The sequence below is a fragment of the Acuticoccus sp. I52.16.1 genome (assembly GCF_022865125.1).
GTDB lineage: Bacteria > Pseudomonadota > Alphaproteobacteria > Rhizobiales > Amorphaceae > Acuticoccus.
Window position 1 is genome coordinate 2,456,148 of sequence record NZ_CP094828.1, and the last position, 15,176, is coordinate 2,471,323.

Below are 15,176 nucleotides of genomic sequence, written 5' to 3' on the forward strand. Positions count from 1 at the left end.
ACCATGAGTTCACGACCTAGACCCCAATCAACAGGTGGACACCGCCGGTAACGGGGTCGGATGCCGCATCAGATCGAGGAGCGAGGCCGTTCGGCCGTTCGAGCGCTGCGGAAGGTCGATGGCTGTCTTTTTCGAGCGGCGGCAGGGTCTTGAGGGACCCGGGCGCACCTCGCCCGTCGAGCCAGCACCAGCGCTTCATGTTGTAGGCCATGTTGGCGAGCGTGATGCCGGTCTCGGCGCGGACGCGGCCGATGGTGCGCACCGCGAGCCCCATCACGCTCTTCTGGTGGCCGAAGCAGTGCTCGACGCGGGCTCGCACGGCCGACTTTCGCGTTGGCCCTGGCGTGGTGCTTCGGCATCATCTTGCCGCGCGGCTTGCGGCGGTGGATCCGTCTGACCCGACCGACGTCCTCGAGGTAGCGCTCGTTCGCCGTCGAGCGGTAGGCCGTGTCGGCCCACACGTCCGCGGCCGTGTTCATCGGATCGATCAATCCTTCGCGCAGCTGTGCGCCGTCATGGGCCGCCGCGTCGATGACCGTCTGCCGGCGGATGATCCCGTGTCGCCGGTCGACCGAGATGTGGCTCTTGGAGCCGTACGTCGGCACCGCGATGTCGATCTGCGCTGAGCCGTCCGCGGCGGGCTTCGCCTCGGCGAACTTCATCGTCCAGCGGGCGTCGGTGTCCTTCTGGCGCGCCTTGGCCGGCGTCTCCGGCCAGATCTCGTGCGCCGTTCGGCCTTCCTTGATCGCCGCCTTCTCGCCGCCGGTGAGGCGCTGGCGCGGCGCCGCCACCAGCGTGGCGTCGACGATCTGCCCCGACATCGGCAGATAGCCGGCTCGGTGATCGCGCGGTCGAGCCGCGCGAACAGCGCCTCGAGCGCACTGGCGGCGATCAGCGCCTCGCGGAAATCCCACAGCGTGTTGGCATCGGGGACCGCATCGCCGGGGCCGAGCCGGCAGAACCGCATCCAGCTCAGCCGGTCGGCCACGAGGTACTGCGTCTGCGCCAGCGACAGCCCGTGCATTGCTTGTAGCACCAGCATGCGGAACTTCAGCACAGGGTCGAACGGCGGGCGGCCACCCTTCGACCGGTCGGGTCGGCCCAGCGCCAGGTCGAGGTCCGCCCGGAACATCTCAAAGTCCACCGTCGCGCCGAGCCTCTCCAGCGGGTCACCCTGCTCGGACAGAGCCTTCAGCCGATCCTCGACGTCCCAGAAACCGCGCTGACCTGCCGACATCTCGCACCCCGACGAATCAACCCTTGCGTCGGCCGATTATGCCGGCCCTCGTACTGCGGGGTGGTTTCCGGAGGCGTCCAGCTTCCCGAAACCGTCTCCGACGAGGAACTCGGCGCCGCCATCAGCGCCGCTATCGAGGTGAGCCGCGCCGACGGAAAGCGCTGAAACGCTGGCGTTCTCAGCGAGAGGCGGAGCGGAGAATGTTGGGTCCTAGACCCTCTCCCTCCGCCAGTCGCCTCAGAGAAAGCGTTCTCCCGATGCGGCTGCGGCCGGAAATTCCCGTTGTTTTAGAGGGTTATGCGAGAGAAGCTGTTCACCTGCCCGGCCGTAGGAGGTCTGCAAGCGGTCTCTTCGAGCCGATATTCTCCGGACCTCATGACTGCACCAATTTGGTGAATGGCCTCCAGGGCATTAAAAACCAAGGGTTTCTCTTCCAGCGACGCTAATCACTTCGACGTCAGTGGCGCTCGACCAATTGGAACAGAAATCAGACGACGGACGGAGCTTTCGAACGCCTCTGGCAGACCGCAGACGCGATGGGCTGCCAAGTCATGGAAGCTCCTTCTCGCAGCTTGTCGGTCGTGCCTGAGCTGGAGGACCGGGCGCTAATGGAGCCTTCACGCGCGCGTGAGACGCCCCGCCGGAGGTGCGGTAAGGACCTGCCTTGGCCCACCGAGGGCGAACCGCTAAGGATGATACCAGAACGGCTCGAGAAACCAAGCAGGTGACGCTCGGAGTAGAATGACCAACGCGATACAAAAGCATCTTTGGGCCGACCTTGGCAACGCTCCTGCGGCATCGGGCATCTACGCGTGGTATTACAGTCCGGAGATTACCGACTTCGATCTCGAGCGCACGATCGAGGCGGTGCAGTCCGCGACCGAACGCTCTGAGGCCGAACGGGTGATCAGGGCCGTGCTAGACGGGCGGCTCTTCCACTACTTTGAGGAGGAACCGTATACCGCGGCGATCAGCGGACCACTGAAGCCCGCTTACGTCGGCTCTCTCGCGCATGAGACAGCGGCATCCGCTAGCCTAGTTAGTCGCTTGGCGTCGGAACCAGAGCGGCTGCGGACCATCCGTGACGCCTTAACGCTTTCCGCGCCGATGTTCTCCAGCCCACTCTATATTGGAATGGCCTCGGTACTGCGATCCCGCCTTGCGCGCCACAAGGAACTCATCGAACGCTTCAGGTCTATCGTACCACGTGACGGACATACAAGCCAAAGTTCGGACGCGGGGTTTGCATGGCAGGTCGCGAAGCGTAAGATACCGCCCGAACGCCTCCTGGTTTTTACATGCTTAATCTCGAGTGACGATGGAGCGGCTGTCGACATCGAGAATATCCTTAACCGCATCTGCTATCCGATCTTGGGAAGAAACTAACATGAGTCTCGGTCTAAGCATATCGTCGGCCCTCAACCTCACTCTGTCAGGCTCGATCGGCACGTTCAGCGTTGGAACCGGGAAAGCCGATCAGAAGACCGTCGACGTGAAATACTTCCTTACTCATGTCGGCCTGAATTTTGCAAGTAGCGCGAACGAGGAAGTGCTTAAGCACCTCGCGCCCGTCCGAGAGATTTTCCCAACGACTGAGCTTGAGTTTGATGAAATCATGCAGCGCGATATTGACGATGCGCGCGTGTCTTCTGAACTTGTGCCCTACTTGCTCGACCATCGGTCCAAGGATCTGGTGAAGCTTTTTCCACCGATCATTGTGGTGGTGATGCCGGTAAAGGAGCTCGATAACCGGCCAGCCGACTACTACCCAAAGGTGGAGACAGAGACGCGCCAAATGTCGGACCACGACCTAGAAATTCTGCGATCGGGTCCGATCGGCCAGGAACTCTTTGAGTTCCAACAGCCCCGGCAGGGAAATGTCTTATTCGAACACGACCTCGTTAAGTTGCGGCTCAACACAAATAAATCAAAGCTCGTGATTGTTGATGGTCAACACCGTGCCATGGCCCTGCTCGCAATCTATCGCAATCTCAAGCAGGATTGGTCCGATGCAATGCGTGCGCCCTACAAAGACTACTATGAGGAGTGGACCCCCAGCTACATCCAGCAATTCTCCCTCAAGAATATCAGCCTACCCGTGATGTTCTGCACCTTTCCAGCGCTCGATGAGACCTACGGCGGTGGGTACAACGTGAAGATGGCCGCACGATCGATCTTCCTGACGCTCAATAAGACCGCGCGCCAGGTTTCGGCGTCGCGCAACCGGTTGCTCGACGATAACGATCTGATCGCGCTCTTCCTACGCGATACACTTTCGACGATTAAGAGAAAGGACGCGCGGTCCAGCGCGTCGCTTCGAATTAGCAATGTCGAACTTGATCAGGCGCATGACCGGGTCAAGATCGACAGCCCAATAGCTATGACGAGCGTAAATCATATTTATTACTTTATAGAGCACATCCTCCTAAATAAGCGGGATGAGGACGTGAATGGTGCTAAACCACGCTCGGGCAAGTTCTACAAGCGCACCGAGCTGCAGAGCGCCGGTGCACTCGAACGCCTTGATGGCCGCAACGTCCTCGGCGCTGATGTGGCAGACGCCACAAGCCGCAACTTCTACACGCCTGACGCTGGCGGGAAGCTGACCGCGCAGTTCCATGAGCGCTTCGGCAGACACATCGTTGCCGCGTTTGAGCGTTTTCTTCCGTTTGAAGCCCATGCCGGAGCTGTCCTTTGGCTCGAGCAGCAACTGCTGAGCCAGTCGAACACCAAGCTCCGTCCGATCCTCTTCGAGGGCCAGGGAATTGGACGAACGTTCGCCGCACATCAGGAGAACCTCGCAGAGAAGTTGGGGGCCGGGGAGTTTGGGTCAGAAGCAACCAAGATCCAGGAGGTAGCCGACCGGCTGAAAGCGACCCAGAAGCTCGTGCAGGACTTCATTCAGAAGCTCCGGCATCAGCGCGCCGAGCGCGTCCTGGCCAGCGTCGCTGATAAGCGAGCGCTGCGACTAGAGGATGGGTCCTACCAACCCAAGGTGCTCGAATTCATCAACGATTTATATGATAACGTCTTGACGACCGTTGCGTTTCAGTCCGCGCTCGTCGCGGGCTTCTTCGGCGAGATCGAGAGGTGCAATCTCAGCCGGACGAAAGACAATGCCGCTCCGCTCGACGTAACAGCGGAATTTGATCGCTACATCTCGGAGCTCAACGCGTTCTTCTCGCCCTCGAAAGCCAGCGACGTTCGCCGTCTGATCGAGGTGTTCGTCGGCACGCCTGAGGGCGAGATCAGAGATTGGAAGGTTGGGCCGTCCGCCTCTACGTTCCGACGGGTCGTCTATCGTGGCGAGATGCAGCCCGACCAATGGCCGAAATACAAGTATCTTCTGCTGGAAATTTGGCGTGCCGAGGGAAGTGAGCTGGCCGATTCGCTGCGTCAGGAACGCGTTAAGTGCAGAAACCAAATTTTCAACTCACTTCTCGACGAGTATCGGAAGGATTTTCTGGAGAGAAAATTGATGCGCGAGGAAAACCTGACTCCACAGGATCGTGCAGAGATCGCCGATAGCGCCTACGAATCATTCCGCAACTTTTTGAAGAACGTGGGCTGGCGATATCAAGATGTCCCGGCCAAGGCGGCGCTGCTGAAACCGCCAAAGGCTGAGGACGCGACTGAAGCGCCACCAGCTGATGAGACGTGGGAATCTGTCGAACCAGACTAGTTCACGGAGTAACCGGGCAGCCGCTCTACCTCAAAAGTCTTCTCGCCCCGTGTCTGTTGCCGAGGTGGTAGCTTAGGAGTTGGGGAAGGGAGCCCGTCCCACCCAAGGGCCCCGGAGCCCGTTAGGGAGCATGGGTCCCTTCCGCATCGCTCTTGAACCCTGAACAGTTGCTTGGGACTGCCGATCCCGCACGACATGGACAGGACCTCCACCATGCCACGCACCATCATCGGCTGCGACCTCTCGCGCGCCGTCAGTTGAGACCGCCCTTGGCCTGACCGTCATACTGCATCTCCCCGGTTAGCCTGGTGTCATTCTGTTGGGCCGATGTGGGTGGCTTTTGGCATCTCTGGCATTGCGCTGCTGGCCCTCATTTGTGGCAGATGACGCAGGAGGCCGCGACTTCAGCCGTGCCGTATGCGTCGTCGATTTCGATGTCAGTCAGATTAGCACGCAGCGGGTTTTTAGGCCGGCGCGCTTTGGCCCGCTCAAAGCGCTGCTGATAATCATCCTCTATCTGCTTGATGCGCTCTGGTCGCTCCAACTCAGTGAGCGACTCTCGGTCACTCCAGGTGAACGGCGAGCCGTGCTCAAGGGCCGACTTCTCGTACGCCTTGGCCTCTTCGAAGGCTTCCGGGTGGGTTCGTTTGAGGCGCACCCACTCGATCTTCTGTTGGTAGAAGCAGAATGTGCAGCCGCTGCGTGAACGCCAATCATAGTAGGTAGGCAGGCCAAGTCCGGAGGATTCCAGAAGTTCGACCACAGCGGACTTATCGAGACCATGCTTGCGCAACGGGAAGGTGATCTTCAGATTGGGATGGGTCGCCTGCATGCCTGTGCGAGCCGGCTCATCGGCGCGAATCGCGACGTAGCTGATAATCTCGCTGCCACTCTCCAGATCACTCTTCACCCATTTCTCGAACGGGCGTAACTTGAGCTGGCGCGTGCACCATCGGGTACGTGGGGAGGGCAGAAAATTGCCATACTCCTTGAGCCAGAAATCGAAGTCGCGGTCGGGATTGAGATAGGCGATAGGGCGCCCTAGAAAGCCTTCCAAGCGGCCCAGGAATTCATAAACCTCGGGTAGCTCCTTGCCCGTGTCGGTGAAAAAATACTCGATCGGCAGGTCTGGGTAGGTCTGGCGCATGAACACAGCCAAGGCAGCGCTGTCGCGCCCTCCGGACAGGCCGAGAACGTGGCGCGTACTCATCCTGTCAGGCTCCTCATCGCATCATCATGCGCGCCCATGCGCTGCATGCCCGCCTCGGCGAGGGCGGCCAATGCCACGGCATCGCTGACTCCAGCTTTGGCGAGAATACCTTGAAGGCTTGCGGCTAGCGCCTTGGCGGCCTCCTGCTCTGCCGGTGACAGCTCCACGGCCTGATGGGCAGTGGCGCCCCGCGCACCCGTGCCGACAACTACGCCAAGCGCATGGCGGCTTGGGGCGCGCCCTTGCACCTGCGCCAGCATCTCGGCCTGGCGAAACCCAAGAGCAAGCTTGCCCGCCTCCAAGGCAGCGCGGTTAGGCTCGAGATCGCTCCAATTGCGCGGGGGCTTGTTGGCTAGCAGACCGGCTAGGGATTCCATATCAACAAGGCTTCCCGAAAAGTTCTGCAGACGCGCCGCAAAGGCATCAAGCCGCAAATCGCCGGAAATGCCCTTGATGGTCTCTGCACGGCGCTGCAGCGCCGCTAGCGGGCCTTCCTTATGGCCGAGAGCATCAAGCATCTTGTCCCGCAATCGGCCAAGCATGGTGTCGTAGGCTTCATTCAGCTCGCGTAGAAGGCCACCAATATGGGGAGCGACTGACGCGGGAGCCTCGCTTCCGCTAAGCTGTACCAAATCGACAAAGATTGTTCGGTGCGGATCACTGGCTGCCCGCATGATCCGGCAAAGCTCCTGAGCTTCCTTTGAAACGGAGGATGTGCGGCGCGTCCATTCCGGAAGGCGCATCACGAATTCAACCAGAGCTTGGGCGACATGCAGAGGCTTGAGCTCAGGCGCGCGCGCCATAACGGTGTCGATCTCGACGCTCAGCGCCTTGAGAAGGGCTTCGCCCTCAGTTTTCGGATCAACGTGGCGCAGGGACAGATCCCGCGGGTCTTGGAGCAGGCGATCGACCACATAGTCATTGATCTCAGGCTGGAAGACGCCGTCGACATAGACGGCCATGGTGGAGCGGTGCGCGAGGATAAAGGAAGCAGCCAATAGCGGCAGCAATCCGGAGCGCACACCGAAGGGCGGCTGCTGCCACAGCCCATAAATATCCAGAAGGGGAAACTCTCCAGCCTTCTCAAATGCGAGCTGCTCGGCCTGCTGCCACATGGGGCGCAGGCTTGTGCCGGCCTTGGTCGTGGGCAGCTGAAAGCCAAATCCGCCCTTGGAACTCCGATGTAGGCCAGTGGCTTTGAGCACGGTGCGATAGAGCCCCATCTCCGCAGGGAAGCCTTCCATTCCCAGATCATCCAGATCAGGGCTATTGACCATGGCATGCAGCAGGGCGCGCACCGCCGCCTGGCTGTTGCTGGAGGGCTGCTCACGGTTGACCAGCTCGCTGCGAATATGCGGCGTCTCGGGGAAGGTCGCATCAGCTAGGGTTGAGGCAATCTGCGCTATGGCCTGGCTACTCCCCGCCTTATGCGCGGTGCCATGGACATACCAGGTCGCCAGAACAAAGCCTTGGCGCAGCGCCTCTTCAAGTTCGGCCCTAACCACGGCCAATCGCGCCTCAAGCTCCCGGCGGGCAACAGCATCGCCTTCGAGGGCCGGGTGCCCCTGGCGAATGCGCTCCAACGCGAGCAGCGCTGAGCCGGACTTGCGGATATGCTGCGCATTGGGCGGCACCCCTAGCGCGACGGGATACGCACCGGTCTTGGTTGACACCTCGCGGCAGCGAGCCGCCGGCTTCGAGGCCGGCCAGTCATCATCCGGGATAACCAGCAGGAACTGTCCTGCGGCTCCATTGGTAGGGCTGTAGCGCTCGACAGTTTTGGCCAACCCCTGCGGTGACGCCAATCCCGCTGTGAACCAGCGCAGCGTTCCCGTGGTGAAATAGTGCTTCTTTGCCAAGACGGGCTGCAGATCGGCGAAGGTGGACAGGCGATTTAGGTCCAGCTCACCGAGCTGGGTTTTCACTTCGACAAGCGCGGCTTCAATATCGAAATCGCTGCCGGCGAAAAGGGCGAAGGCATTAAGATGCCCTCTGTAGACCGTCACTGACCAATCCTGCAGCTGCTGCAAGGCGTGGTCGACTGCCTCCGGTGCTGCATCAGGCACGCAGGTAGCCAAGATGCTGCGCTCGGGCAGTACCCCGCTTCCGCCATGGAACAGCTCAATTACGGCGATGCTCTTGGCAAGCTTCAGGTGCAGCGCTTCGCCATTGCGCTCGCAGCGCTGCACGGCATCCACCGCTTCGGACCAGCGATGAGAGTCGGGAGACGCAAGGATGGCGGGTTCCAGATTGGCTCGCAGATAGTCCCACAGCTGGGCAGGATCATAGGGGGCTGAGCCCGCCTCATGCGTCTTGAGATATTCCTGAAACCCACCGGGCTCGGCAGAATTGAGGAACCCGAAGACGCTGCGCTCATTCTGGCCGAAACGCCGGCGCGACAGGGGACCAATCAGGGCTGCGCTGACCGGATGAAGCGGCCAACAGGCCGCAAGGCGCTCTGCCAGGTCATGTGGGCTGCCAGGTCGACGCCGGCGGATGGCGTCGGCAGCCGTTCCGATTATCTCGGTAGGGATGAGCGCCTGGTTAGCACGCGTGAGAGCTCGGCCAATGAGATCGAGAACTTCATCGATCGCCGTGACGATTGGGATATCGACAAAACGGCCCTGAATCTTGGCCCAATCGTCCTGCATGTCGGCGCCGAAACGCCGCGCATACTGATCGAAGGATTGATGCAGAACACCAACGATCAGCAGCCGGCCTTCACAGCGGGCGGCGGCCTCGGCGAGTTCCTGAAAGAAGTGGATATCGGCACTGCCATCAGCAGCGGCCTCCAGGTATTTCCCGAGCTCATCTATGACAAGCAGCACGCCGGCCTCTGGTCGCGCAGAAGCCTCCCTCAAGAGGCGATCGATTACGTCACGGCCGGCAGGATCAATCTGACGGCGCTTGGTGCGCGCTGGCTTCGCCTCGCGGGCGACTGCATCCGCCACGGCCTCGCGCAGATCTGAGACGGGGTCGGCGCGGCGCCCAACAAGCGGCACAACCAGCCATGGTTCTGCCTCTTGCGGGAAGGCATCGCGGAAACCGGGCACGTCGCCAAGCAGCTGCAGCCCAGCCTGCTTTTGTTTTGCGCTGCCGCCAATGGTTTGGCAAAGCAGAAGCGCAAGGCTCGACTTGCCGCCCCCATAGGGGCCGGTCCAAGTGAAGGCGCGCTGGCCCGTCTCCTGGTAGAGGCGCGCCATGGTCTCGATGGCCTGGCGGCCAGAGCCATGGCAGACATAGCCCTGCAGGGCACCATTGGTAGCGTGATCCGTGTCGAGCCGTACGGAACGCTGAAACCGGCGGGAGACGGCGACGATATCGGACAGCATGCTCATGCGGCACTCCTCTGCGCTGCGGACTCATAGGCAGAAGCCAAAAATCCTATGCGGTCGGGGTTTTCGCTGCGGCGAGCGACGTTGCGCACGCCGGCCGTGTCGGACCAGATAAAGGCCCGAGTTGAGCTCTCTTCGATGCGCGCCAATCGCTCCACCAAAGCATCTTCATCGAGCTTGAAGACGCGGCCTGGTGAGCCGGGCTCGAATGTCAGCGCTTCGACCGAGAGAGTCTTCTGTTCAGGCGCATAGCGCGACCAGAAATCATTCAGGGCAAAGAGAAAGATGCCGTCAGGCAAAGTGGGCTTGGCGCCCCTGCGAAACTGGAAGGCCTTGCTACTAACAGCCCGAATCAGTCCAAGCGGTACCAAGGCCGGCTCGAATAGGTCGTCACTGAACTTTCCGTGCCGTGTGGGGACATAGCTTCGTATGAAGCACTCTACATCCCGCTTGATAGTCGCGTCCGACGCGCGAATGCGGTTCTTGAGCACCGCATTCTGCTGGTCGCGATAATCGCGCAGCGGCGCTGCGATCGCTTCATGATCGAAGGTCTGCACCGTGAGATGATTGAAGGCATAGAACCATGTGGTGCTGCGCTCCGGCGCACCGGCCATCATCCAATGCAGCAGCCAAAGCGTCGCCGGTGCTTCCAAGAATGGATCGACGCCGCGCTCATCGCCAAACAGATAATCGCCGATCGGTGTAGTGCGGAAGAAATCACCGTCTTCTGTGAGCACGCCGCACGTCAGTGCCCAATGGCGAATGGCGGCAACCATATTCTTGCCCACCCCGAAGGTGACGATCGCCTCCGGATCTGTAAAGATTGACCTTGGCGCCGCGCCGTCCTTTCCCGCGGCCACCTGATCATATGCCTTCTTGAGCCAGAGATGGCGCAGCGGGAAGGTCTCGTGACCTGAGAATTGCGCGCGGAATGTCGGGTCGGCGAGGGGGCCTCTAATCATGAAACGGTCCTCCTGGATGGAGCATCCAGTCTCTGTGGCAGAGAGATATATCCTCGCGTTGGTTGCCGCATGACTGTCCTCAGGCCGCAGCGCGGATGTGGGACAGGCGATCCGCCTTCTCACAGATCAGCGTTGTCGCCTTATCGATGTCGTCAATGGTGGTAAAACGCCCAAAGCCGAGGCGCAGGGAAGCGCTTGCCTCGGCAGGCGTGAGGCCGATCGAGCCGAGCACATAAGAGGGCTCGATCAGGCCGGCATTGCAGGCAGAACCCACCGAGGCCGCAAGCTCCGTCTGCAGCGTCATCAGCAGGGCATGTGCATCAATGCCCGGAATGCAGATATTTAAGCAGCCGCTGAGGCTGCGAGTCTCTGAGCCATTGACCTTGAGCGCAGGCAGCCCCTCTTTCAGCCGGCTCAACAGGCGAGATTTGAGAAATTCCGTGTGCGCCGCATCCTTGGCTTGCTGTACGAGTGCCTTCCCCGCAGCTGCAGCAATTCCGGCACAGAGCATCGGGGCGAGTGTCCCGGCGCGCATCCCGTGCTGCTGACCGCCACCATGGATAATGGGTGCAATCTGAGGTCGCACGTCAGCGGCGAGGTAAAGCGCTCCAATCCCCTTCGGACCGTAGAATTTGTGCGCTGACAGGCTGAGCAGATCAATGCCGGTGGCGGCAACATCGATCGGAAGCTTGCCGACAAGCTGCGCGGCATCCGTATGGAATAGTGCCCCGGCCTCAGCACATAGGGCGCCAATTTCCTGCAGCGGCTGCAGCGTGCCGATCTCGTTATTTGCCGCCATCACCGAGACCAAAGCCGTATCAGGCCCTATTAACTGCGGTAGTCGCTCCAGATCGACGATGCCGTCGGCCTGCACGGGGATGGTCTCGACTTTAAGGCCGAGCTCGGCGAGCGCTTGTGCCGGCGCAAGCACGCTCTTGTGCTCGATGGCAGAGACCAAAATATGACGCCGCTTCGTGCGCTTTGCCGCCCCGAGCAGGCTCAGATTGTTGGCCTCGGTTGCGCCGCCGGTCACGATAATCTCGCCGGGCGCCGCACCAATCAGCTCAGCAACCGCTCGGCGCGCATCCTCCACGGCCTCAGCCGCATCCCAGCCAAGTGCATGCTCCGAATGCGGATTGCCGAACCGGTCTTCAAGGAACGGCAGCATGGCCGCACGCACATCCGGATCAAGCGGAGTGGTCGCTTGGTAATCCAGGTATATCGGCGCGGATCGGCTCATCTCATTCCTCGGATGCCGGCTGCGAGAAGGGCAGCTCGGGCTGTTGGCTTGCATGTTGGCGTTCAACGAACTCTGCCACCGCGCGACGCACGGCCCATGAGAGCGACAGATCGTTGCTCTTGGCGATGCGCAGCAGCGTCGAGTGGAGCTGAGGGTCAAACTCACCGTGAAGCGGACAGTGTCCTTTCTGCCTCTTGGTCGGTGACCACCTTTCACCATGTCAGCATCAAACTCAACCCACCTGGAGGAGTCGTCCAGGTTCGGATCCTATGAGATGGCGATATGCTAAGTGAGGACCCTTGTTCTTGCAACGTTCTCCTCCCTATCTCGCTTGTGCGCCGCTTTCGTCCCGAGGTGTCCGACGGCCGCAGGAGCAGGCGTAATGTCCTGCTAAGAAAGCGCTTTATCTCGAAACTCTTGCGCCATCCACTCCACCGGAAACGGCTCCAGCACCCTCGCCAGCGTCACTTCCGGCCTCTGCCTGCCGTCCAGGATCGCCTCGACGAGGTCCGGTGCCAGCAGCGTCAGACGCAGGATGCGTGTCATGTATGACGGCGCGATCTTTTCCCGCTCAGCCAGCTCCGCGATCGTCGCGATCTCTCCTGACCGCAACATGCGCTCCCACCGGAATGCGCGCGCCAGCGCTTTTACCAACGCGTTGTCCAGCTCCGGCCGCGATGGTGCGCCGTCCGGCAGCCGGATTTCCTTTCGCCCGCCACGCTTTACGGTCCGAAATGGGACATGAACCGTCACGGTGTCGGGAATCGGCGTAGCGCGGGTCATGCGGCGCGGTCCAAATTGTCCGCCAGCGTTTCGCGCGCGAGTCCGACCAAGCCATCGACCCGAAGCTGAACGTTCAGCCCATCGGTGCCAATGTCGATCCGCTCGACCAGCAGCGCCACGATGCGCGCCTTCTCCGCCGGGAATAGCTCATCCCAAGTCGGGTTCAGCTGGTGCAGCGCGGTGTGGATGACGCCGTGCGCCAGGATCGCGCAGACTTGGCGCCGCCGCTCGCGCGGGCTGAGATGTTGCGGGTGAATGGGATTGGGCATTTGCATCCGGGCCGAGGACCAATCTGATTCGATTGGCCGAACGGACCATGCCGATGCTGGAAGAGTAAGCAAAATTGGCCGGCTATCGCAGCGCTGCGGCGAAGAAGGAAAAGGTGCGAAGGCCGGCGAATGTGGACGCGCCTCGGCTTTGTCCTCCCCCGCACCGGACGAGAGCGGCGTGGCCCGTTCCCTCTCCGCTCAATAGCGCGCGACGCGATTCGCACGCGAACGCTCCTTTCGCGACAGTTCCGATCCACCTTTCGGCGCCTCCGCGAAACGTCCTTTCGGTCCCACTTGAGCGTGTGGATTGTTGCATGAATCAATCTTGAATGGCGGTGATGAGCGGATATCCCTGCCCGCCTTCGTATCCTCCGCATCAGGAAAATGCAGACGATGTCTCTCATCGAAAAGGAATATTTTACGCTTGGCGAGATCGAAGAGCGCTGGTCTATGCCGCGTCGAGATCTCGCCTACCTCGCCGAGAACAGCCAGCTTCGTCTCAGTGTTCGCCTGTTCGGGATCGCGATCGAACGGGCCTACCTCGAACAGTCGCCTGACGGAGGCTGGTTCGACGTGCCCTACGAAAAGACCCGGTACAGCGGCCTAATGGACCTCCTCGAACGGGACGTCGTCACGCTGTTCCAGGAAGGCTGGGTGGCGGTCAATAGTTTCTACCACCAGGACGAGTTCATCCGGCTGATCCCGTCGGCGCCGCCCGTGATGGTGAAGATCTCCGGTGTTGTCGTGCGCCGCTCGGAACGCGACCGGGCTGAAGCGGAGCTGGGGCTGAGCGGCGCTCAAATGGACACATCACGATGCCGGACATGTGTCGCTGCGGCCATGCTGGAGAATGCCGCGCCATCGTCGGCGAAGCCAGCGACCATCGTTTCCGATAACTGCACCGAGGTGCGGATTGGCGGCATCGAACTGCGGTTGGGCAAAATTCAGGCGAGGGTGGTCCGCCACCTTCGCGCTGCAGCCCAGTCGGGTCATCCTTGGCGGGATGGCAAGGAACTGTTGAAGGGCGCCGGTTCGAGGAGTCTGCGCATGTCGGACGTCTTCAAGTCCAAGCCCGGGTGGCGCGAACTGATCCTGTCAGATGGTCGAGGTAAGTACCGGATCGTCTCCGATTGATCGGAGCTGATCCCGCTCCGGGGGATGGGTGGGGGATGCTATCCCCCACCGTGTTCGAAACCGCAGACATGCTGCGAGTATTCACAGGGGGATCTCATCCCCCTCCAGTGTGGGTGGAAATCCCCCAGCCATGATTTGCAGTCTCCCTCCCGCACAGACCGGGAAGGAGACTGTAGTGACCAGGCATCTCAGCCCGACCACGACGGGCACCGGCCCGTACACTCACGAGTTCCACTCGGGATCATGGACGCTGCCCTCGATGGCGATCGAGACGGCGATGCCGGACGTCCCGCACTTCGCGATGGCCACCGGCTGCGTCGTCGATCGGCTGACGTGGCAGATGCAGCGGTCCGGCTTGCTCACCGCCACCGTTGGCCTGATCGCGCAGGGCGAGACAGTCGCTTCGAGCACCGCCGCCGGCACACCGTCGGATTGGTCGCTGAAGCGGTTCGGCCACTTCGCCGGCTCGATCAGCCGCGACGGTTCAGCACTCGGCAACGTCGTCTCCGCCGAGGTGACGTACGCCAACAACCTCGACCGCATCGAGACCATCCGCGCCGACGGCCGCATCGACGGCGCCGACCCGTCCATCGCCGCCCTCACGGGCCGGATCGACGTCCGGTTCGCCGACCAGACCCTGCTCAACCAGGCGATCAACGGCACCTCCGCCGAGCTGACCTTCGCCTACACGCTGCCATCCGGTGAAAGCTTCGAGCTTGTCGCCCACGCCGTCTACCTGCCACGCCCGCGGCTGGAGATCTCTGGGCCGCAGGGCGTGCAGGCGAGCTTCGACTGGCAGGCGGCGCGCGACCCCGTCGTCGGCCGCATGTGCACCGCAACCCTCGTCAACGACATCGAGGAATACTGATGCTTCGACTCGATCTTCATCGCGAGCCGGTCTGGCTCGATCTCGCCGCCGGCGTGCGCGTTTGCCTCGCCCCGCTTACAACCGCGCTGATGGTCTCGGCGCGCAACGATCCGGTGGTCCACGAGATGCCGGACGACGCGCCCGACGAGGATCGCGCGCTGGCGTACGCCAAGGCCATCGCCCGCCGTGCGCTGCTCGGGTGGGAAGGCGTCGGCGATGCCGATGGCGAGCCTGTCGACCCGACCTTCGACGGCATCGACGCGCTGCTCGACCTCTATCCCGTCTTCGAGGCCTTCCAGCTGAAGTACGTGAACAAGGGGCTGCTGCTCGACGCGGAAAAAAACGGCTCGGCGACCTCGCCGAATGGCACTTCGGCGGGGGCCAAGGATACTGTGACGCCTGCCCGTCGCCGTGCCCGGAGTGCCCGGGCCGCCTGAACCTGCCGCAGACCGTCGA

Annotated in this window: 11 protein-coding genes and 1 pseudogene; 5 read left to right on the forward strand and 7 right to left on the reverse strand. The window is 61.5% G+C overall.

Features of this window, described 5'->3' with window-relative positions; translation table 11 throughout:
- Positions 1-172: 172 nt before the first annotated feature.
- Positions 173-1,237 (reverse strand): annotated as a pseudogene (locus tag MRB58_RS24950) (IS5 family transposase); the annotation flags it as partial.
- 741 nt (positions 1,238-1,978) lie between these two features.
- Here MRB58_RS24950 and MRB58_RS11195 point away from each other — a divergent pair.
- Together MRB58_RS11195 and MRB58_RS11200 are read left to right on the forward strand one after the other, a co-directional pair.
- Positions 1,979-2,623 (forward strand): hypothetical protein, encoded by a 645-nt coding sequence (locus tag MRB58_RS11195; protein ID WP_244781782.1) that lies wholly within the window; start codon positions 1,979-1,981, stop codon positions 2,621-2,623.
- Position 2,624: 1 nt separating this feature from the next.
- Positions 2,625-4,919: a DNA sulfur modification protein DndB gene (locus MRB58_RS11200; RefSeq protein WP_244781783.1), complete on the forward strand. Its 2,295-nt coding sequence runs from the start codon at positions 2,625-2,627 to the stop codon at positions 4,917-4,919.
- A 370-nt stretch (positions 4,920-5,289) separates the two neighbouring features.
- Here the strand turns inward: MRB58_RS11200 and MRB58_RS11205 are convergent, their stop codons facing one another.
- The 6 genes from MRB58_RS11205 to MRB58_RS11230 form a co-directional block, all read right to left on the reverse strand.
- Positions 5,290-6,129 carry a phosphoadenosine phosphosulfate reductase family protein gene (locus tag MRB58_RS11205; RefSeq protein ID WP_244781784.1) on the reverse strand — a complete coding sequence of 280 codons (840 nt, stop codon included), beginning with the start codon at positions 6,127-6,129 and terminating at the stop codon, positions 5,290-5,292.
- Positions 6,126-9,467 carry a hypothetical protein gene (locus MRB58_RS11210; protein ID WP_244781785.1) on the reverse strand — a complete coding sequence of 1,114 codons (3,342 nt, stop codon included), beginning with the start codon at positions 9,465-9,467 and terminating at the stop codon, positions 6,126-6,128. The genes MRB58_RS11205 and MRB58_RS11210 overlap by 4 nt, the downstream gene beginning before the upstream one ends.
- A complete protein-coding gene (locus MRB58_RS11215; RefSeq protein WP_244781786.1) occupies positions 9,464-10,426 on the reverse strand; it encodes a DUF4007 family protein in 963 nt (320 codons plus the stop codon). Before MRB58_RS11215 ends, MRB58_RS11210 begins: the two co-directional genes overlap by 4 nt.
- Positions 10,427-10,505: 79 nt before the next feature.
- Entirely contained in the window at positions 10,506-11,666 is a 1,161-nt protein-coding gene (locus MRB58_RS11220) for a cysteine desulfurase family protein (protein ID WP_244781787.1), read from the reverse strand.
- A 390-nt stretch (positions 11,667-12,056) separates the two neighbouring features.
- The gene (locus MRB58_RS11225) at positions 12,057-12,449 is read right to left on the reverse strand and encodes a hypothetical protein (RefSeq protein WP_244781788.1); all 393 of its coding nucleotides are present in this window, start codon (positions 12,447-12,449) and stop codon (positions 12,057-12,059) included.
- On the reverse strand, positions 12,446-12,718 hold the full coding sequence (locus MRB58_RS11230; protein WP_244781789.1) for a hypothetical protein: 273 nt from the start codon (positions 12,716-12,718) through the stop codon (positions 12,446-12,448). Before MRB58_RS11230 ends, MRB58_RS11225 begins: the two co-directional genes overlap by 4 nt.
- 393 nt (positions 12,719-13,111) lie before the next feature.
- On the opposite strand from MRB58_RS11230, the gene MRB58_RS11235 reads away from it, so the two are divergent.
- The 3 genes from MRB58_RS11235 to MRB58_RS11245 all read left to right on the forward strand — a co-directional run bounded on the left by MRB58_RS11235 (position 13,112) and on the right by MRB58_RS11245 (position 15,157).
- Positions 13,112-13,852, forward strand: a complete 741-nt coding sequence (locus MRB58_RS11235; RefSeq protein ID WP_244781790.1) for a hypothetical protein — start codon at positions 13,112-13,114, stop codon at positions 13,850-13,852.
- Between the two features lie 175 nt (positions 13,853-14,027).
- Positions 14,028-14,720 (forward strand): phage tail tube protein, encoded by a 693-nt coding sequence (locus MRB58_RS11240; protein WP_244781791.1) that lies wholly within the window; start codon positions 14,028-14,030, stop codon positions 14,718-14,720.
- Positions 14,720-15,157, forward strand: a complete 438-nt coding sequence (locus MRB58_RS11245) for a hypothetical protein (RefSeq protein ID WP_244781792.1) — start codon at positions 14,720-14,722, stop codon at positions 15,155-15,157. The genes MRB58_RS11240 and MRB58_RS11245 overlap by 1 nt, the downstream gene beginning before the upstream one ends.
- Positions 15,158-15,176: the final 19 nt, after the last annotated feature.

Excerpts from the sequence above, each read along its gene's own strand:
- MRB58_RS11195 (WP_244781782.1), top strand. The coding sequence starts at position 1,979 with ATGACCAACGCGATACAAAAGCATCTTTGGGCCGACCTTGGCAACGCT.
- MRB58_RS11200 (WP_244781783.1), top strand. The coding sequence starts at position 2,625 with ATGAGTCTCGGTCTAAGCATATCGTCGGCCCTCAACCTCACTCTGTCA.
- MRB58_RS11205 (WP_244781784.1), bottom strand. The coding sequence starts at position 6,129 with ATGAGTACGCGCCACGTTCTCGGCCTGTCCGGAGGGCGCGACAGCGCT.
- MRB58_RS11210 (WP_244781785.1), bottom strand. The coding sequence starts at position 9,467 with ATGAGCATGCTGTCCGATATCGTCGCCGTCTCCCGCCGGTTTCAGCGT.
- MRB58_RS11215 (WP_244781786.1), bottom strand. The coding sequence starts at position 10,426 with ATGATTAGAGGCCCCCTCGCCGACCCGACATTCCGCGCGCAATTCTCA.
- MRB58_RS11220 (WP_244781787.1), bottom strand. The coding sequence starts at position 11,666 with ATGAGCCGATCCGCGCCGATATACCTGGATTACCAAGCGACCACTCCG.
- MRB58_RS11225 (WP_244781788.1), bottom strand. The coding sequence starts at position 12,449 with ATGACCCGCGCTACGCCGATTCCCGACACCGTGACGGTTCATGTCCCA.
- MRB58_RS11230 (WP_244781789.1), bottom strand. The coding sequence starts at position 12,718 with ATGCCCAATCCCATTCACCCGCAACATCTCAGCCCGCGCGAGCGGCGG.
- MRB58_RS11235 (WP_244781790.1), top strand. The coding sequence starts at position 13,112 with ATGTCTCTCATCGAAAAGGAATATTTTACGCTTGGCGAGATCGAAGAG.
- MRB58_RS11245 (WP_244781792.1), top strand. The coding sequence starts at position 14,720 with ATGCTTCGACTCGATCTTCATCGCGAGCCGGTCTGGCTCGATCTCGCC.